This is a genomic window from Amycolatopsis sp. WAC 04182 (genome assembly GCF_003947465.1).
In the GTDB taxonomy this organism is placed as follows: Bacteria; Actinomycetota; Actinomycetes; order Mycobacteriales; family Pseudonocardiaceae; genus Amycolatopsis.
The window spans coordinates 1,328,264-1,345,143 of sequence record NZ_QHJJ01000001.1 but is presented as its reverse complement, the minus strand read 5'-3'; the positions used below and the strand labels follow the sequence as shown (position 1 = coordinate 1,345,143).

Below are 16,880 nucleotides of genomic sequence, written 5' to 3'. Positions count from 1 at the left end.
CGCATGACGACAACAGACACGACCGCCGAAGTGACCACCACCAGCGGCCGGTGGCGCGACCCCGCCACCTGGGGCGGGATTCTCGCGCTCTGCGGCGGCATCTTCCACACCGTGGTCGCCGCTTTGATGCGCCAGGAAGTCTGGGCACGGATCTTCGACGAAGGATTCTTCAACACGGTCGCACTGGACCCTTCGCCCGACCGGCTCCCCATGGCCGAGGCGTTCTGGTTCAGCCCTGGCAGTTTCGGGGTGCCGCTGCTTCTGCTCGGCGCGCTGGTGCTCCGGCAGACCCGGCGCGGCGAACGCGTGCCCGGCTGGCTGGGCTCGGGCGTCGTCGCGTGGGCGGTCCTGATCGGACTGCTGGGTGGTTTCGACGGCGGAACGATCATCCTGCTGCTCATCGGCGCACTGTTCCTCGCAGGTGCCTGGTTCGGGAAGAACTCGTCCGGCCGCGGTCGTGGAATCATGAACCCATGACGGAAAAGGGGCGTCGGATGACCGAGTTGCGGGATCTGCTGGCCGATGTCGCCGCCCGTGTCACCCGGTACCGCGAAAGCGTCGCCGACGTCCCGGTCTTCCCCGACGACACGACGGGCGTCCGGGAGAAGCTCGGTGACCTGCCCGAGAAACCCGCCGCGCCCGCCGACGTGATCCGGCGGCTGGCCGACGCCGTCGAGCCGGCGCTCGTGGCGAACACCGGGCCGAGGTACTTCGGTTTCGTCACCGGGGGAGCGCTGGACGCCGCGACGGCGGCCGACATGCTGGCGACCGGCTGGGACCAGCCCGCGTTCAACAAGATCACCTCACCGGCCGCCGCGATCGTCGAGGAGGTGGCGGGCGAATGGCTCAAGGACGTCCTCGGCCTGCCGTCCGGCGCCTCGTACGGTTTCGTGACCGGCGGGCAGGGCGCGAACACGGTCGGCCTCGCCGCCGCCCGGCATCACGTCCTGGCGCGGGCCGGGTGGGACGTCGAGCGCCGCGGGTTGCACGGGGCGCCGCCGCTGCCGGTCGTCGCCAGTGAGGAGCGGCACGCGACGATCGACCGGTCCCTCCGCTTGCTCGGCCTGGGCACCGACGCGGTCAGGCCGGTGCGCGCGGACGGCCAAGGCGCCATCGACATCGCCGATCTCGAACGGACGCTCGACGGGCCCGCAATCGTTTGCCTTCAGGCCGGGAACGTGAACACCGGCGCTTTCGACGATTTCGCCGCCGCGACGGAGATCGCCCACCGCCACGGAGCTTGGGTGCACGTCGACGGCGCGTTCGGGCTCTGGGCGGCCGCCGCCCCCGCGCTCAAGCGGCTGACCGCGGGGCTGGAAAAGGCCGACTCCTGGGCGGTCGACGGGCACAAGTGGCTCAACGTCCCCTACGACTGCGGGTACGCGTTCTGCGCCCATCCCGAGTCGCACCGGGCCGCGATGGCGCTCACCGCCGCGTACCTGACCGGCCAGGGAGAGGGCGGGGTGCGGGCGCCGAGCGACTTCGTGCCGGAATCCTCCCGCCGGGCACGAGGGTTCGCGACGTGGGCGGCGCTCAGCGAACTCGGCCGCACCGGTATCGCCGAGATGATCGAACGGTGCTGCGCGCTGGCCAGGAGGTTCGCCGAGAAACTCGACACGTGCGAAGGCGTCACCGTCGTGAACGACGTGGTGCTGAACCAGGTGCTCGTCAGCTTCGGCGACGATACGGACCGGGTCGTCGAGGCCCTTCAGCGTTCCGGCGAGTGCTGGATGGGCGCGACCACCTGGCACGGCATGCGCCTGATGCGCGTCTCCGTGTCCAACTGGAGCACGACCGAGGCGGACGTCGACCGCAGTGTCGCCGCGATCGAGGCGATCAGGAATCGAGAAGCGTCGTGAACCGGCCTCACCTAGCGTGACCGTCATGGACATCGCCATTCACGGGAGCTTCCTCCCGCAGACCGACCCCGAAGCCGCACTGGCCTTCTACCGCGACACTCTCGGTTTCGAGGTGCGCAACGACGTCGGCTACGACGGCATGCGCTGGATCACCGTCGGCCCGCCGGGGCAGCCGGTGTCGATCGTGCTGCACCCGCCCGCCGTCGACCCGGGTATCACCGAGGACGAACGCCGCGTCATCGGCGAGATGATGGCCAAGGGCACCTACGCGGGCATCCTGTTCTCCTCCGACGACCTCGACGGTCTCTTCAAGCACCTGCAGGAGTCGGGCGCCGAGGTCATCCAGGAGCCGACCGACCAGCCGTACGGCCTGCGTGACGGCGCCGTCCGCGACCCGTCGGGGAACCTGATCCGTATCCAGCAGCGCGTCTGAGCTCACCGGGTGCGGGCGCGGACGTGGACCCGTTCGCCCTGTTCGCCGAACAGGCTGAGCACCTCGACCCGCCCGCGGCCGGTGGCGCCGAACCAGTGCGGCGTCCGGCAGTCGAACTCGGCGGCCTCGCCCGCGCCGAGCACGACGTCCTGGTCGCCGAGCACGAGCCGGAGCCTGCCCCGCAGCACGTAGAGCCACTCGCGTCCGCCGTGCGTTCGCGGGTGGGGTTCGGCGTCGCTCGCCGGGATTGTCATCTTGTAGGCGCGGGGGCCGTCCTCATGCCGGGTGAGCGGGATAAGGACCCGGCCGTCCGCGGGTGCTTCGAGCACTCTTGGTGAGGCGACGATCTCGTCGACGCGCAGGCCCAGCGCGGCGATGACCGGTAGCAGCAGTTCGAGGCTCGGTTTGCGCTGCCCGGATTCGAGGCGGGACAGGGTGCTGGTGGAGATGCCGGTCGCCCGGCTGAGTTCCATCAGCGTGGTGCCCTTCTTCTCCCGGGCGCGGCGCAGCCGGGGCGCGATCTGTTCGATCGCCGCGGTGACGGTGGGTTGGCTCTCCATGCCGCCAGCACAGCAGTTCATCCCGATTCCGGCAAAGTTCTTTGCCGAAACAGCCAGAAGCTCCCGATGCTGGCGGCATGATCGAGACGAAACGCCTTCCCGCCGGGGTCTACCTCCTGGCTTTCAGCCTGTTCGCGATGGGGAGCGCCGAGTTCCTGATGGCCGGCGTCCTGCCCTCGGCCGCCGCCGATCTCGGCGTCTCCCTTTCCTCCGCGGGTGCCCTCATCACCGCGTTCGCCCTCGGCGTCGTCCTTGGCGGCCCCCCGTTCGCCGTGCTGAGCCTGAAGTGGCCGCGGCGTACGGCCTTGCTGACCACGCAGGCCGTCTTCGCCGCCGCCATCGCGGTCGGCCTGCTCGCCGACGACTACTGGATCCTCCTGATCACCAGGTTCCTCGCAGGTCTCGCCTACGCCGGTTTCTTCGCCGTCGCCGCCGTGACCGCGATCAGCCTGGTCACCCCCGACCGCAACGCCCGCGCTTCGGGTGTCGTCGTCGCCGGGCTCAGCGTCGCCATGGTGGCCGGGGGACCGGCGGGCACCCTGCTGAGCAACCTCACCGACTGGACCGGCGGCTTTTGGGGCGTCGTCGCGCTCACGGTGTTGGGTGTGGTCGCCTGCGCCGTCGGCCTGCCGGCCACCACGTCCGCCGCTCCGAGCCTTTCGGGGGAACTGCGCGCCATGCGGACGCCGCGTCTCTGGGGCGTCTACGCGGTCACCATCCTGAGCACGGCCGCGTACATGGTGTCCTTCAACTATCTGGCGGCGATGCTCGCGGACGTCCTGCCCGCGGTCTGGATCCCCGCGGTCCTCGCGCTGTTCGGGATCGGAGCCTTCGCCGGACTGTCGCTCGGCGGCCGGATCTCGGACCGCAGGCCGCACCACGCACTGCTGGGCGGCGGCGCCGGCATCGCGGTCTTTTCGGTGCTGCTCGCCCTTTTCGCGACTTCCGCCTGGGTGGTCGTGCCGACGGTGTTCCTGCTGGGTGTCGCGGCCTTCGTGCTCAATCCGGCGCTCTACGGGCGGGTCTTCACGATCGCCGCTTCCGCCCCGACCCTCGCCGGCGCGACCACGGTCTCGGCGTTCCAGCTGGGCATCAGCCTCACCCCGGCCTTCGCCGCCGGGGCGCTGAACCTGGGGGCTTCGCTGACCGCGATCCCGTGGATCGGCGCGGCGCTGGCGCTGGCCACGATTCCGCTGGTGCTCCTCGATCGCTCGCGTGATCGCATGCTCACTTGCTAGCATGCGAGCATGCCCCAGGTCGCCAAGCGGCAATTCAACGTCTACCTGCCGAACGACCTCATCAAGCGGGTGAAGCACGCGTCGGTCGACGCCGACGAGTCGCTCTCGTCGTTCGTCGAACGGGTGCTGGAGGAGTACCTGCTGCGGACCAGTGAGGAACGTGAGCGATGAAGGTCATGCCGATCCGCTACAGCGCGGACGTCGAGGCGATGACGCGGTTCTACGAGGCGCTCGGCCTCCGCGTCGGGCCGGTGTCCCGCCCCGGCGGCTGGGTCGAGATGCCCGCCGCGGGCGGGATGCTGGCCATCCATCGGTCCTCCGGCGACGACGTGGGCCGCTGTGAGCTGGCCTTCGAGGTCGAAGAACCGTTGGAGGACGTCGCGGAACGCCTGCGAGCGGCCGGGTTCGAGCCGGGGCCGCCGATGGACGAAGGATTCGGCCACTCGTTGCGCGTCCAGGACCCGGACGGGGTGTGGGTGCAGCTCAACCTGTACGACCGCGACCTCTACACGTGACGGAGACCCGGCGCGCGGGCCCGCTGTTCCTCGCGGTGGGCATCGTCGCGCTCGAGTTCGCGGCGGCCGTCACCGGTTTCGTCGCTTCCAGCCTGCTGCCGATCGTCGCCGCCGATCTCGACGCGAGGAACGATCTCGGGCTCCTGATCGCCGGCTCGACACTGGGGTTGTTCGTCGCGCTTCCCTTGGCGAGCCGGGTTCTCGGCAGGCTGGGCCCGCGCGGCACGCTCGCCGCCGGGATGGCCGCGTACCTCGGCGGGCTGCTCCTGGCCGCGGCGGCACGGACGGCGTGGATGTTCGCCCTCGGCCAGTTCTCCGCCGGGCTGGCCGGCGGGCTGTTGGCGATTTTCGGTATCAGCTCGGCGATCCGGCATCTCGACGACCGGCTGCGGATCCGCGTGGTCGCGGCGTCCTCGGCGATGTGGATCGTGCCCGCACTGGTCGGCCCGGCCGCGACCCTCGGCCTGGAACATCTCGTCGGCTGGCGGTGGACCCTGCTGCTCCCGGTTCCGTTCGTCCTTTCCGGACGGTTGCTGGTCGTCCGCGCCGCCCGCGGTGAACCGTCCACAGAGGACGGACAGCGACCGATCGCGAAGACGCTGACGGTACCGCTGGGGGCGGCACTCGTCGTGTTCAGCGGGGGTTCCTGGCCACTCGCGCTCGCCGGGGCGGCGATCACCGTCGCCGGGATGATCGCGATCCTGCCGCCGGGCACCGCGCGGCTCCGGCCGGGAACCCCCGCCGCGCTCGGCGCGATGGTGCTGTTCGCCATCGGTTATTTCGGCGCGGACAGTCTCATCACCGTGCTCCTGACGAGCGGGTTCGGGGTGAGCCTCGGGCAGGCGGCGATCGTTTTGAGCGCCGCCCCGCTCGGCTGGGCGGTGACCAGCCTGGTGGCCGCCCGGTTCGCTTCGGCGCGCTTTCCCGTCGTGGGCTTGGGCTTGACCGCTCTCGGCACCGCCGTCCTGACCTTCGGCGGTTCGTTCGTCACGGCCCTCGCCGCCTGGACCGTCGCCGGAATCGGCGTCGGACTGGCCTATCCGGGCCTGTACATCAGAGCCACCACCGCGGGTTCGAGCGGTTTCAGCGCCGCGGAGCTGGCGACCGCCGTCATCACCGCGGAATGCGTCGGGCAGTTGCTTGGCCGGGCCGTCGGTGGCGCCCTGAGCACCTCCTGCACCGGTTTGCTGGTTTCGTACACACTTTTCGCGGTCGCTCTGGCGGCCGCCGCCTACGCGGCGGCGCGCCGGGAGTGAATCAGCTGGCCCGAAGATGGCGCCACGGCTCGACCATCGACCGCCTGCCCATCAGCGTGCCCAGCGCGTCCAGCGCCTGCGACAGTTCCTGAAGATCCTCGGTCACCAGCGCCTGCGGCCCGTCGCAGAGCGCCTCTTCCGGATGCGGGTGCACGTCCACGAGCACGCCGTCCGCGCCCACCGCGATCGCGGCCCGGCTCAGCGGCAGCACGAGATCGCGGCGGCCGCCGGAATGCGACGGGTCGATCATCACCGGCAGATGCGAAAGATGCTGGACCACCGGCACCGCCGACACGTCGAGCGTGTTGCGGGTCGAGGTCTCGAAGGTCCGGATCCCGCGCTCGCACAACACGATGTCGAGACAGCCGCGCTGCGCGATGTACTCGGCCGCCATCAGCCATTCCTCGATGGTGGAGTTCATCCCGCGTTTGAGCAGCACCGGTTTCCCGGCCCGGCCCGCCGCCTGCAACAGCCCGAAGTTCTGCATGTTCCGGGTGCCGATCTGCAGCATGTCGGCGTACTCGGCGACCATGTCGACGTCGTGCGGCGCGACCACCTCGGTGACCACCGGAAGCCCGGTCTCGGCCCGGACGTCGGCCAGGATCCGGAGCCCGAGTTCCCCGAGTCCCTGGAAGGCGTACGGCGACGTCCTCGGTTTGAAGGCGCCGCCGCGAAGAAGAGTGGCGCCCGCTCTCTTGGCCATCAATGCGGCTTCGAGGGTCTGCTCCGGTGTCTCCACCGCGCACGGCCCGGCGACCAGGGTCGTGGTGTCCGGCCCGATCGACACCCCGCCGACCACGACCGTCGAACGGCCTTCCGGCCGGTGTTCGCGGCTGACCAGCTTGTACTTCGCGGAAATCCGCGTCACCCGTGCGACGCCGGGGCGTCCGCTGAGATTCAGGGTTTCGAACAGGTCGACATCGCCGATCAGCCCGATGATCGTCCTGCTCACCCCACGGCTGACGAAGGCGCTTCCACCGACGGATTCCACCTGGTCGACGATCGCCCGCACCTGTTCGTCGGTGGCGTCCGGCGTCATCACGATGACCATATCCACGATCTCCTCTAGGTCGGCGGGCGAGCCTGAAGTTCTCCCGGCCGACTCATGGTCGCCGCGCCGCCGGGCACCCCACGTCCTCAAACCTGCCGCAATCGGAGAGACGTCACGCCGGTGTCCGGCTGGGATCGTCGGAACAGGTTCACGCGAGGACCGGTGTCCTCCCGCTACCAGCTCACCCGGTTCCACGGCTAGGAGGAAATGGTGTCGAACACCGAGAACCCGACTCGCGAACAGCTCGTCCAGCGGGCCACCGATCTGGTTCCGACGCTGCGGAAGCACGCGGCCTGGACGGAGGAGAACCGGCGGCTGCACGACGAGTCGATCGAGGCGATCACCGAGGCCGGTCTCTTCCGGCTGCGGGTTCCCAAGCGGTATGGCGGCTACGAGGCGGACACCCGCACTCTCGTCGAGGTCGCCGCGGAACTGGGCCGTGCCGACGCGTCCCCGGCCTGGACGACCGCGGTCAGCTGGATCACCAGCTGGATGACCGGCCTCTTCCCGGACGCCGTCCAGGACGAGGTCTTCTCCCGCCCCGACATCCGGGTGTGCGGGACGCTCAGCCCGACGGCGATCGCCGGCCCCGCCGAGGGCGGCATCGTCGTCAACGGCAAATGGGGCTTCATCAGCGGCGCGCGGCACGCCCACTGGCAGGTCGTCATCGCGGTCCTCGTCGAAGAAGGCGCGGAGCCGTACCCGGTCATGGGCGTCGTCCCCATGACGGATCTGCTGATCGTCGACGACTGGACCACCAGCGGCCTGCGCGGCACCGGCAGCGTCAGCACGGTCGCCAAGGATCTGTTCATCCCGAGTGAGCGGATCATCAGCCTGCCGGCGGTCCTGCAGGGGCAGTACTCCTCGACGGCCAACGCCGGGCTGGAGATCTTCCGCGCACCCCTGCTCCCGGTCGCCGCGGCGTCGTCGGTCGGCAGCGTCCTCGGCCTCGGCCGGGCCGCGAAGGAGCAGTTCCTCAAGCGTCTGCCGAACCGCAAGATCACTTACACCGCCTATGAAAGCCAGCGCGAAGCGCCGTTGACGCACCACCAGGTCGCCGACGCGACGCTGAAGCTGGACCAGGCCGAGTTCCACGCCACCCGGCTGACCTCGCTCGTCGACGGGAAGGCCGCCGACGGCACGCCGTGGAAGCTCGAGGAGCGCGTCCAGGCGCGCGCCGACATGGGCGCGACGGTGAAGCTGAGCAAGGAGGCCATCGACATCTTCGCCAACGCCAGCGGCGGTTCGTCGATCTTCTCCGACGTCCCGATCCAGCGCATCGTCCGCGACATCCAGGCGGTCAACCTGCACGCGCTCATGCACCCCGACACCAACAACGAGCTGTACGGACGCGTGCTGTGCGGGCTCGAGCCGAACACCCTCTACATCTGACGCCCCGAGACCTCCAGGAAGGAAAGTCATGACGACCACCGAAACCGCCAAGGTCACCGACGCGGACAAGGCGGCCATCGCGGCCCTCACCCAGAAGGTCATCGCCGCCTGGGCCTACCACGACGCGGACGCGTTCGCCGACGTCTTCACCGAGGACGGCACGATGATCCTCGCCGGCAGCTTCGCCAACGGCCGCGAAGAGATCCGGGCGTTCCTCAAGGATGCCTACGCCACCAACTACAAGGGCACGCAGGTGACCGGGAAGCCCGTCGGCCTCCGCTTCCTCTCCGCGGACTCGGCGGTGCTGCTGACCCAGGGCGGCGTGCTGTACAAGGGCGAGTCCGAGGTCGCCGACCACAACGCGATCCGCGCCTCGTGGACCGTCGCCCGCCAGAACGGCGAGTGGCGCCTCGCCGCGTACCAGAACACCCCGCGCGACAAGTGACCGTCCGAAGAGGCCCGTCCTTCCCCGGGGACAGGCCTCTTCGGCCTCTCAGTCGATGAGGACGTTCTTGTAGAACAGGTTCGCGTAGCGATTGATGTTCTCCATGCTGCTGCGCGACCCGAAACCCATGTACAACCGCGTCTCCCCGGCCAGGCTCCGGTAGATCCCGAGCCCCTCCGGCTCGCGGAACACCAGCGACTTCCCCGCCCTGGTCAGCGCGCGGCTCTTCACCGTGCCGGTGTTCATGTCGATGCAGGTGACGTAAGAGTTGATGTCGGCCGGATCCGCGTGTCCTTCACCGTCCAATGTGTACAGATACTGGCCGTAGATGGTGTACCCCTGGAAGGTCACCTTCTCGGTGGACAGTGCGGGCTGAGCGAAATGCGCCAGTGGTGAGCTGAAGTTGCCCGCCGCGGCGGACGCGAGCGGGTAGACGCTGTAGAACATCTTGCCGCCTTCGTTGCGGCGCACCGCGATCCGCTTGTTGATCGGGTCGGTGGCGCAGGTGATCGTTTTGCTGCCGGTGAGGAACTTCTTCACCGACGGCGTGCCACCGTTGACGAACTTGAACCTGGCCAGCGCCGTCCCGCGACCGGTGCCCGTCGGCCCGTCCGAGTCGCATTCCATCCAGATGTAGGAGTCGGTGCCCACCGGTTCGACGCCGATCGACACCCCGTGCCCGGCGTTGTTGAGATGCATCGAACCCTGGATCTCGCCCGAGAAGTTGACCTGCGTGACACACAGGTCGTCCCCGGTCCCGCCGTTGCGGGCGTTCACGATGAAGATCCGCACGTTCTGGTTGTCGAAGGCGAAGCCCTGCATCACGTGGTGCGACTCGTGCAGGATCTTGCTGCGGAACTCGTCGTAGGACGGCTGGGTGAGGTCGAAACGCTTGGACGCCGGCACCGCGGCCGAAGCCGGCCCGGCGAACACCGCGCCCGTGCCGAGCAGCGCCGTCGTCGCGGCGAGACCACCGCCGGCGCGCAGCAGCGCACGTCGGGAGAACGGGGATAGGGGCACCTGCTCGGCCATGAGCGCTCGCCTTCGTCGGGTTTCGCGGTTCGATCGAAGGTTGTTCACGCGCGTACAAGATTCGTACAACCCCGGCTGTGCCGACGCCGCTGGCGCCTGCCGGTAAGGCTGAGAACCAGGTCACTCCCTGCTCTCGCCGACGGTGACGACATGGCCGTGCGCTCCGATGACGCGAAGGCCGTCGTCGTGCAGAACCAGTTCGGGCGGACCGCCGTCGACGCCTGTGCCCGAATACCAGATCGGCTGCTTCGGCGGGTTCACATGCGAAGACACGGTCCCGGAGTCTTCGACATCGATCCGGTTGTCTCCGACGGCTCGTTCGTCGCAGATGAAGAGGCCTGCTGCGGGAGCGATTTCGGAGCGACCGGATGGCCAGCCTTTCAGGCGAAAATCCGGTTTGTTATTTCGGATGCACGGCGGAACATCCTGTCGGACACCATCCACCGAAAGATCGGTCTCGCCGAATTCCCATCCGTGGACCCATAAAATCGGGCGTCCTTCGTAGGCGTCGAAGACCATCTCGATATACCCGTCCGGTGGGGTTCTCTCCGCGACCTCGAACAAGCTTCCCGGGTGCAGGACGAATGCCAGGGGGCAGTGACTGAGTCTGACGGTGATCGGAGCACTCAGCGCGCTGGCTACCTGTGCCGTATTGACGATCGACGACTCGGTCACCGCCTCAGTGTAAGTCGGGCTCGTGTCGGTCGCGTGGGTCGTCGGCGACAGCCTGCAAGGACCCGCTGCTGTACGGAGTGCGAAAAGGCCCTTCCCGATTCCCTGGGAAGGGCCTTTTGAGCTGCTGTGGAGCTAAGGGGACCTTACTCGTACACAAAAGACCAGGTCAGAGTCCTGGAAGAGCTCCAAGAGAAGCTTCCCAGCCTCGACACGCCCGAGCTGACGTCGATCAAGCGCGACCGTCCCCGCCGCGCCCGGCAACTCAGCCCAGATCAAGTCGAGCAGCTGCTCGCCGCCTACCAGTCCGGCGCGACGGTGTACGAACTCGGTGACCGCTTCGGCATCGAACGGCGAACGGTCAGCAACATCCTCCACCGGCACGGCGTGCCAATGCGCCGCCGCGGCCTCTCGCCGGACCAGGTCGACAACGCAATCCACCTATACAAGCTCGGGTGGTCCCTGGCGCGAGTCGGCGACCACCTGGGCGTCAACCACACCACCGTGCTGAACAAGCTGCGCGAACGCGGCATCCCCACCCGAGACACCCACGGACGCCCGCGCGTCGAAGCAGACAACCTTCAATGACCCGACCCACGCTGAACTGTCAACTCGATCAGGATCGGACGGACCTTCTGTCGTTCAGGCTGTCCCCATGATCATGAGTATCGTCCTTGCCCTTGCGGGAGTAACGAACACCGAGCTCTGATCAGTGACCTTCGCGCTACAAGGCAGAGCAAGAGCGCTAAGATTCGCGCACCGCAAGCAAGAGGGAGGGCTTTTGTCAAGGGTCGCGATTTTTGAGGTCTCAGGTCAAATTCGGCATGCCATGCAGCAGCAAACGTTTCAGCAAGATGGCCTCATCGCCTTGGACGCGTACCCGTATCGCGCGTTGAAGCGGGGCAAGCAGTGCGTGGCCGTCTTCGTTGAAAGATCGACTGAATCAGTCACGATAGTCGCGCTCGGACGGGTCGTGCCTGGCGACATGTCCGGGGCATCCAACAGGAACCTCGAGTTCGACTTCTGCCGCGCAGTGACACCCGCCGTATCCATACCGCCCGATACGGAGATATATTTCAGCGTCACCAGTGCACTAGAGAGTCGCACAACCCTGCCTCCTGACCACAGTGACAAGGTATTGTCCGTGATCTCGCAGTCCAGTAAGCACGCTGCGCACGAGGTGGAATGTCTACGTAGCCAGACGGAGCCCAACACGATCACGGGCAACGCAGGGTTCCTGCTGGCCTGTGAACAGGACGCCGTCGCGCTCTCACTCAAAGCAGCCAACCTGCACGCGCAGTTGTCGAAGCTGTCGACCTGGGCAGCAGATTCCCCGGACCTCCCGTTTATCACGGGCCTGGCGGAGGCTCATGAGCCGGAGGCGTTTCGGGCATGCCATGACCATCAGGTGTTACGGTCGGAGCAGGGCGAGATACAAGTTCTCGCCTGGATGCGGTTGGCCCGGGACAAGCGCAGTCGAGGGCCAGGTGTCACATTGGTCAACGTCAGGCCCGTAGGCGACTACGAACCGACCGGCGTGGACCTCGTCTACCTTAATCCCAAGTTCGGTGCCCTCGCATTGCTTCACTACAGCTCGGACAGGACGTTCCCACAGTATGTAGATGAAATCGACAGGAGGTACGCAAGCGAGGAAGACCCCACCGATCCGCGCCTTGCACCAAGGCCCGGGTTCGTAAAATTCACGACCTACAGACACTTCGAGGCTTCGAAGGAACGGCTGCTGGGTGGAAATATCCATGTTGCGAGCGATCTTCGAGGCTGGGAACGGCGGCACGACGGCCAATTTGCCTCTCAAAGGCACCTGAGCAACAGCACCTTTGCCGCACTGCTGGGAGGCGGATGGCTTGGGGGACGCAAGGCTGGCTACAAGCAGGCTCGCGAAGTTATCGAACTCGTGCTTCAAACCAATCGTGCCGTCATCATTGCGGTGCACAGCGATTGGAATTCTCTAGCACAACACTCGTTCTCGAACCAACGGCTTTTCTGACAACTGTCAGGCCGATCACGGCGACCTCGACGCCAGGCGATGATCATTCCTGCTGCGCACGGTCACCCCGATTCTACTACACTCACGATCCACTGATCGTCGGATAGGGGAATCTGAAGGATGACTGTCGACGGGGACGCACGGCGTCACGCGCGCCAAGTACGAGCGGCGCTGGAGCGCGACTACACCAGCCACGTTTACGCTGGCGACCTTCAGCAGTACGGTGTGGCGGGCGCGGAGCAACGACTGCTTTCGCGTGCGCTGACGGCACTGGCCGTGCGGATCGTCGCGGGAGTGGATCCGGTCACGGCTGGCGGTTTCGTCATAGATGGTATAGCCGATCAAGGCATCGACGGAATCGCGCTACGCAAGCAACCGCCGCACGTCTATCTGGTCCAGGCGAAGTGGAGCGATATCGGTGCAGCGAAGATCGATCGGGAGGCAGCGAGGGAACTGGTCAGCGGCCTGGACTATCTCGATCGTGAGCGGTTCAGCGAGTTCAACGCGCGCGGTGAGGCTCTCGGGGAGGCAGCGTCCGTTCTGATGGTCGAGGGCAATGCGCCGGTCACCCTTGTGATCGCGCTGATGGGTACAGCTGCTCCCGGTCCCAACGTGATACGGATTCTTGACGATGCGATGGAGCGGTTCAACCAGCATGGACCCCGGCTGAAGTATTGCTTTTTGCACGCCCAGGATTTTAGTCGGCAGGTCCGCAAGGACCGCGAACCCGAACCGATCACTCTGCATGTAACGCTAACCCCATGGCATCAGCACGACGGACTGCACTCCTCATTTCAGGGCTCGGTGCGAGTCGAGGATGTCGCTGCGTGGTCAGCGCAGTATGGCGCGGGCCTGTTCCGTGCAAACATCCGCGACCCGCTCGGTTCGACGCGGACAAACAGTGGGATAGTGCAGTCACTGATCACTGAGCCGGGCAACTTCTGGTACCGCAATAATGGCATCACCGTGCTGTGTGAAAGCATCGAGGCCCGGCCAGGCTCGATGCAGTTCGCGCACAATTCGCCGATGCATTTGACCGCCGTGAACGCAAGTGTCGTCAACGGCGCCCAAACCGTCAACGCGATCGCAGAGGCGATGCGCACGCACCCGGAGATTACAGCGCAGGCGAAAGTCGGTGTCCGGGTCATCGCGACCAACGGGGCCACCGGGTTCGCCGAGGACGTCACGAAGGCGACCAACCTGCAGAACAGCGTGGAGGCCCGCGACTTCATTGCGCTTGACCCGGTGCAGAGCGAGATCCGCGAAGACTTCGCCGCTGACCTGAATAAACAATACACGATCAAGCGCGGCGCCCCTGATCCCTCGCCTGAGGCCGGCTGCTCGATCGTGGAGGCCGCTGCCGCACTCGCCTGCCTGCATCCGGCAGCTGATTACTCCGCCCGCCTTGCCCGCTCACTCGATCCGCTTTGGGAACGCGGCGAACGCGGCGCATACGATGTGCTATTCGACCCGCGTCCCTCAGCCCTGCAGGTCTGGAGAGCTGTCATCGCTGTGCGCGCTGTGCGCAAAGCCCTGCACGCAACGCGCTCGCAGCGAGAGGGCAGAGCCGCTGCTGTGGCACAACACAGTGAGTATCTGATCGCCCACTTGGTTTTGAAACACCTTGGCGTATCGCTGATCGACGAGCACAATTACCCATGGGAGGACGAGATCTTGCCGCGCGTTGCGGACACAGTCGCCGCGCTCGTGCCGTGGCTCATCCATCACGCCGACGCCGAATATGGCGCGGACACGCAGATACGCACCCTTCTCGCGAACCCCGAGCAGACACGACATCTGAGCCTCCTCACATTGGCCTCTGCGGAAACGGGAAAGACCCCCCCGACACCGCCGGCCGAGTACACGCGAGCTAAGTCTGAACGTAAGCCGCGCCGCCCGAACACCGTCCCATACCTCGTTGACGCGCACGCGATCGCCGAGGGCACTCCACTGGTCTACTACAGCTCAGTCAACACTGAGCAGGTGGCGCTCGCCGAATGGCTCGCCGAGGACCCACGTCGCAGCCGGGCGACCTGGGTCAACAGCCGCACAAAGCCAATCCTGTGGGAAGCCGACCAACGGCAGCACTCTCCGTCCGGTCTGATTCGGGAAATGTGGCAGCTCGCCGACTGGAAGAGGCAACCCGTCGCGAACCAGGGCACTACTCGGTGGCTAGTCAACGGTGACGAAAGCTTATGGGCGCTGGCCCTACGCTTGCAGGAAGCCGAAGAAGCGACCGAGCCGGACCTGACCGCCTAACCTGAGCACCCCGGAGTATTGATTTCCTCATTTCCGCATTTCGGACTGCCCTCTCGCGCGTGTCGACGAGGTCGGCGCTAATATGAGCGGAGCACAGCCCCGATCGATTTGCTTGGAACCATCGTTGTGATGAGCCAACAGGATCCGCAGGTAGGCGCCTACCGCGCTCCCGCTTGGCCGATTCTGCGATCAAGGCATCCAACACCGTCCGATTCGATCGGCTCGCAAATGTGCTTTCCACGTGCGGACACCGCTTCGCGGCGATATGCGGTGACGGTCAGGCCAGGCCGACTTTAGTCGACGGCCAGCTTCTTGACCTGGCCGTCAGCTGCGCCTGTGCTGCGAGTCCGCGAGATGGGAGCGATCTCCACGCAGACTCCCATGCCCTGGAGCGCTGTGGCCGCGTGCAGCAAGGACACTTTGGCGAAGGCGAACAGGGACTGCGAGGTTAGCGGCACTCCGTCCTTGAGCAGGATGGCGTAGACGAGCGTCGGCGAACTGAGCGCTGGGTCCAGCGGATGACCAGGTGCCAGGTGGCCCAGTTTGTCGAGGAATTTCGCCCGAGCCTCACGGTCGTAGCGCAGGGTCTCGATCGCCACCCGGCCCTGTGCGAAGAGGTGGTTGAGAGCCGCCGTCTTCTCCGCCTTCTTGACACAGATGAACTGACCGTTCGGCCCGAGCACGTCGCCGAGTTCGAGTCCGCCGCCGCGCAGGCGCTTCGTGCGGACGGTGTCCTTGTCGAGCAGCACGTAACTGTCCTGCTTGGCGATCTGCTCGTTGTACCAGCCTTCGTCATGGCCGTCGCCCTTCGTCCATGGCGGCAGGACGACGCTGACGGGCTGAGCCAGCAGCTCGGCGATCCTCTGCTCGATGACGGTCAGGTAGTTGGCGCCGATCTCGTACCACCGGCCCTGCCAGTAGAAGTGGTGGACGACGTCATCGGACACTTCGGCGGTGAGCCAGTGGTCGGCGGGCACCTTGCGGCTGAGTCGATCAGCGCCGTCGGTGTCGGCGAACATCTCGATACGTCCCTCACGGAGAGTCTGCAAGCGGCTGGCGTCTGGCCGGTGCCGAACCGCTGCGACGAGGTCGTCAACGTCCAACTCGGTCATCTGCTGCACGTTGCCGGCGATTGAGACCTTGAACGACTCCGCGAACTCGTACCGATCGCGGCACTCGCTGGGCACGGCGAGCCCAACACGGTTCTTGTCGACCTCGCCGAGCATGACATCGAGGTGCGTATCCAGGTGCTGTGCCCTCTGGGACTTCGGGGCGAGCGGGCGCACCTGGGCGATGAACTCGAACTCCGAAAGTGGATTCGGGCGAGCACACACCTCCTCGACCTGCCGGATGTCGTGCAGGAGCGACGCGGGAGTGCTGCCGAGATGGATCTTGATCGAGCGGTCGGTCCCAGTGACGTGGGCGGTTCGTTTGCCGTCCCTGGTGAAGGTGAGCGGTACCCCGGTGATCTGTCCGGAGATCTGGCTGACGATTTCGCCGAACTGCTCGATGCCGAAGCCTCGGATGTGCTCGCCGCCGGTCGCGGAGTTCTCGTCTGTGCGACCGCGGGCGTCCATTAGCTGCCGGCGGACCTTGGTGATGCGCTCCTCAGTCAGGCAGCGAACGGCGAAGTCAATGCCGAACCCCGGATCGATCCGAGCCGGATCGATCATCAGATGCCCCATGCCGTAGGTCAGGCCGTAGGTTGCCGCGTGGGTCCGTACGACAAGCAGGCCGAGGGCCGTCTGGTTCGCCTCGGCCACGAGGTGGCCGGACAGGATGCTCAGCACCTCGCACCAGTCCGCGGGGCCGGGGGCGATGGTGCCGGAGACGAGCAGACCGCGGAGCCCTTCCCCGTCAACCACACGGGTGGTGAAGCCCTCGCGGTCGAGGTAGCGCGGTAAGACGAACGCACGGAGATCCTCTTCACCCGTCTCTCCGGCCTCCCGCAACCTGTAGAGCGAGGTCTTGCGGGTGAGAGGGAACTTCGTGCGGGCATCAGCGCGCTCGGCGGTCACGTTCGCGTCGGTCATATCGATCCTCTGGTATGGCGCCGGGCAGCGCTTTGTCGGCGTGAGAGCGCATTCGGGTTCGTGGCGGCTCTCCCGGGCGACATAGACCGTAGGGCAGTTTGTGAACATCGTCAACAGTGTTCACAAA

At 66.6% G+C, this 16,880-nt stretch carries 17 protein-coding genes; 12 read left to right on the top strand and 5 right to left on the bottom strand.

Going from position 1 to position 16,880, the window contains the following annotated elements; genetic code table 11:
- The first annotated feature begins 3 nt into the window (after positions 1–3).
- The 3 genes from DMH01_RS06735 to DMH01_RS06725 are packed head-to-tail and all read left to right on the top strand — an operon-like array spanning position 4 to position 2,292.
- On the top strand, positions 4–477 hold the full coding sequence (locus tag DMH01_RS06735; RefSeq protein ID WP_125674187.1) for a DUF6463 family protein: 474 nt from the start codon (positions 4–6) through the stop codon (positions 475–477).
- A gap of 17 nt (positions 478–494) precedes the next feature.
- On the top strand, positions 495–1,859 hold the full coding sequence (locus DMH01_RS06730; protein WP_125674186.1) for an aminotransferase class V-fold PLP-dependent enzyme: 1,365 nt from the start codon (positions 495–497) through the stop codon (positions 1,857–1,859).
- Positions 1,860–1,884: 25 nt separating this feature from the next.
- Positions 1,885–2,292 carry a VOC family protein gene (locus DMH01_RS06725; protein WP_125674185.1) on the top strand — a complete coding sequence of 136 codons (408 nt, stop codon included), beginning with the start codon at positions 1,885–1,887 and terminating at the stop codon, positions 2,290–2,292.
- A 2-nt stretch (positions 2,293–2,294) separates the two neighbouring features.
- On the opposite strand, the gene DMH01_RS06720 is transcribed toward DMH01_RS06725, so the two are convergent.
- Positions 2,295–2,852: a helix-turn-helix domain-containing protein gene (locus DMH01_RS06720; protein WP_125674184.1), complete on the bottom strand. Its 558-nt coding sequence runs from the start codon at positions 2,850–2,852 to the stop codon at positions 2,295–2,297.
- 77 nt (positions 2,853–2,929) lie between these two features.
- Between DMH01_RS06720 and DMH01_RS06715 the strand changes: the two genes are divergently transcribed.
- From DMH01_RS06715 to DMH01_RS06700, 4 genes are read left to right on the top strand one after another with little or no spacing between them, the layout of a single operon-like run.
- Positions 2,930–4,090 carry an MFS transporter gene (locus DMH01_RS06715; protein ID WP_125674183.1) on the top strand — a complete coding sequence of 387 codons (1,161 nt, stop codon included), beginning with the start codon at positions 2,930–2,932 and terminating at the stop codon, positions 4,088–4,090.
- Between the two features lie 9 nt (positions 4,091–4,099).
- Positions 4,100–4,261 carry a CopG family transcriptional regulator gene (locus DMH01_RS06710; RefSeq protein ID WP_125674182.1) on the top strand — a complete coding sequence of 54 codons (162 nt, stop codon included), beginning with the start codon at positions 4,100–4,102 and terminating at the stop codon, positions 4,259–4,261.
- The gene (locus tag DMH01_RS06705; RefSeq protein ID WP_125674181.1) at positions 4,258–4,605 is read left to right on the top strand and encodes a VOC family protein; all 348 of its coding nucleotides are present in this window, start codon (positions 4,258–4,260) and stop codon (positions 4,603–4,605) included. Before DMH01_RS06710 ends, DMH01_RS06705 begins: the two co-directional genes overlap by 4 nt.
- Positions 4,602–5,861, top strand: coding sequence for an MFS transporter (locus DMH01_RS06700; protein WP_125674180.1), 1,260 nt, complete (start codon positions 4,602–4,604; stop codon positions 5,859–5,861). The genes DMH01_RS06705 and DMH01_RS06700 overlap by 4 nt, the downstream gene beginning before the upstream one ends.
- Before the next feature lies 1 nt (position 5,862).
- On the opposite strand, the gene aroF is transcribed toward DMH01_RS06700, so the two are convergent.
- On the bottom strand, positions 5,863–6,912 hold the full coding sequence (gene aroF, locus DMH01_RS06695) for a 3-deoxy-7-phosphoheptulonate synthase (protein ID WP_125674417.1): 1,050 nt from the start codon (positions 6,910–6,912) through the stop codon (positions 5,863–5,865).
- A 210-nt stretch (positions 6,913–7,122) separates the two neighbouring features.
- Here aroF and DMH01_RS06690 point away from each other — a divergent pair, with 210 nt between their 5' ends.
- Both DMH01_RS06690 and DMH01_RS06685 read left to right on the top strand, forming a co-directional pair.
- Complete coding sequence (locus DMH01_RS06690) at positions 7,123–8,304, top strand: acyl-CoA dehydrogenase family protein (protein ID WP_125674179.1); 1,182 nt, start codon at positions 7,123–7,125, stop codon at positions 8,302–8,304.
- A 28-nt stretch (positions 8,305–8,332) separates the two neighbouring features.
- Complete coding sequence (locus DMH01_RS06685; RefSeq protein WP_125674178.1) at positions 8,333–8,749, top strand: SgcJ/EcaC family oxidoreductase; 417 nt, start codon at positions 8,333–8,335, stop codon at positions 8,747–8,749.
- A gap of 48 nt (positions 8,750–8,797) precedes the next feature.
- Here the strand turns inward: DMH01_RS06685 and DMH01_RS06680 are convergent, their stop codons facing one another.
- The gene (locus DMH01_RS06680; RefSeq protein ID WP_125674177.1) at positions 8,798–9,781 is read right to left on the bottom strand and encodes a teichoic acid biosynthesis protein C; all 984 of its coding nucleotides are present in this window, start codon (positions 9,779–9,781) and stop codon (positions 8,798–8,800) included.
- A gap of 120 nt (positions 9,782–9,901) precedes the next feature.
- Entirely contained in the window at positions 9,902–10,456 is a 555-nt protein-coding gene (locus DMH01_RS06675; protein WP_125674176.1) for a hypothetical protein, read from the bottom strand.
- A gap of 126 nt (positions 10,457–10,582) precedes the next feature.
- Here DMH01_RS06675 and DMH01_RS06670 point away from each other — a divergent pair, with 126 nt between their 5' ends.
- From DMH01_RS06670 to DMH01_RS06660, 3 genes are all read left to right on the top strand, one after another.
- Positions 10,583–11,041, top strand: coding sequence for a helix-turn-helix domain-containing protein (locus tag DMH01_RS06670; protein ID WP_125674175.1), 459 nt, complete (start codon positions 10,583–10,585; stop codon positions 11,039–11,041).
- Between the two features lie 241 nt (positions 11,042–11,282).
- Entirely contained in the window at positions 11,283–12,461 is a 1,179-nt protein-coding gene (locus tag DMH01_RS06665; RefSeq protein ID WP_148106596.1) for a hypothetical protein, read from the top strand.
- Positions 12,462–12,581: 120 nt separating this feature from the next.
- Positions 12,582–14,720 (top strand): AIPR family protein, encoded by a 2,139-nt coding sequence (locus tag DMH01_RS06660; protein ID WP_125674173.1) that lies wholly within the window; start codon positions 12,582–12,584, stop codon positions 14,718–14,720.
- Positions 14,721–15,013: 293 nt separating this feature from the next.
- Here DMH01_RS06660 and DMH01_RS06655 read toward each other — a convergent pair whose 3' ends face one another.
- Positions 15,014–16,753 carry a DUF6119 family protein gene (locus DMH01_RS06655; RefSeq protein WP_125674172.1) on the bottom strand — a complete coding sequence of 580 codons (1,740 nt, stop codon included), beginning with the start codon at positions 16,751–16,753 and terminating at the stop codon, positions 15,014–15,016.
- Positions 16,754–16,880: the final 127 nt, after the last annotated feature.

Bases quoted from the DNA above. Each gene is read 5' to 3' on its own strand.
- DMH01_RS06735 (WP_125674187.1), top strand. From the start codon at position 4: ATGACGACAACAGACACGACCGCCGAAGTGACCACCACCAGCGGCCGG.
- DMH01_RS06730 (WP_125674186.1), top strand. From the start codon at position 495: ATGACCGAGTTGCGGGATCTGCTGGCCGATGTCGCCGCCCGTGTCACC.
- DMH01_RS06725 (WP_125674185.1), top strand. From the start codon at position 1,885: ATGGACATCGCCATTCACGGGAGCTTCCTCCCGCAGACCGACCCCGAA.
- DMH01_RS06720 (WP_125674184.1), bottom strand. From the start codon at position 2,852: ATGGAGAGCCAACCCACCGTCACCGCGGCGATCGAACAGATCGCGCCC.
- DMH01_RS06715 (WP_125674183.1), top strand. From the start codon at position 2,930: ATGATCGAGACGAAACGCCTTCCCGCCGGGGTCTACCTCCTGGCTTTC.
- DMH01_RS06710 (WP_125674182.1), top strand. From the start codon at position 4,100: ATGCCCCAGGTCGCCAAGCGGCAATTCAACGTCTACCTGCCGAACGAC.
- DMH01_RS06705 (WP_125674181.1), top strand. From the start codon at position 4,258: ATGAAGGTCATGCCGATCCGCTACAGCGCGGACGTCGAGGCGATGACG.
- aroF (WP_125674417.1), bottom strand. From the start codon at position 6,912: ATGGTCATCGTGATGACGCCGGACGCCACCGACGAACAGGTGCGGGCG.
- DMH01_RS06685 (WP_125674178.1), top strand. From the start codon at position 8,333: ATGACGACCACCGAAACCGCCAAGGTCACCGACGCGGACAAGGCGGCC.
- DMH01_RS06680 (WP_125674177.1), bottom strand. From the start codon at position 9,781: ATGGCCGAGCAGGTGCCCCTATCCCCGTTCTCCCGACGTGCGCTGCTG.
- DMH01_RS06665 (WP_148106596.1), top strand. From the start codon at position 11,283: ATGCAGCAGCAAACGTTTCAGCAAGATGGCCTCATCGCCTTGGACGCG.
- DMH01_RS06660 (WP_125674173.1), top strand. From the start codon at position 12,582: ATGACTGTCGACGGGGACGCACGGCGTCACGCGCGCCAAGTACGAGCG.
- DMH01_RS06655 (WP_125674172.1), bottom strand. From the start codon at position 16,753: ATGACCGACGCGAACGTGACCGCCGAGCGCGCTGATGCCCGCACGAAG.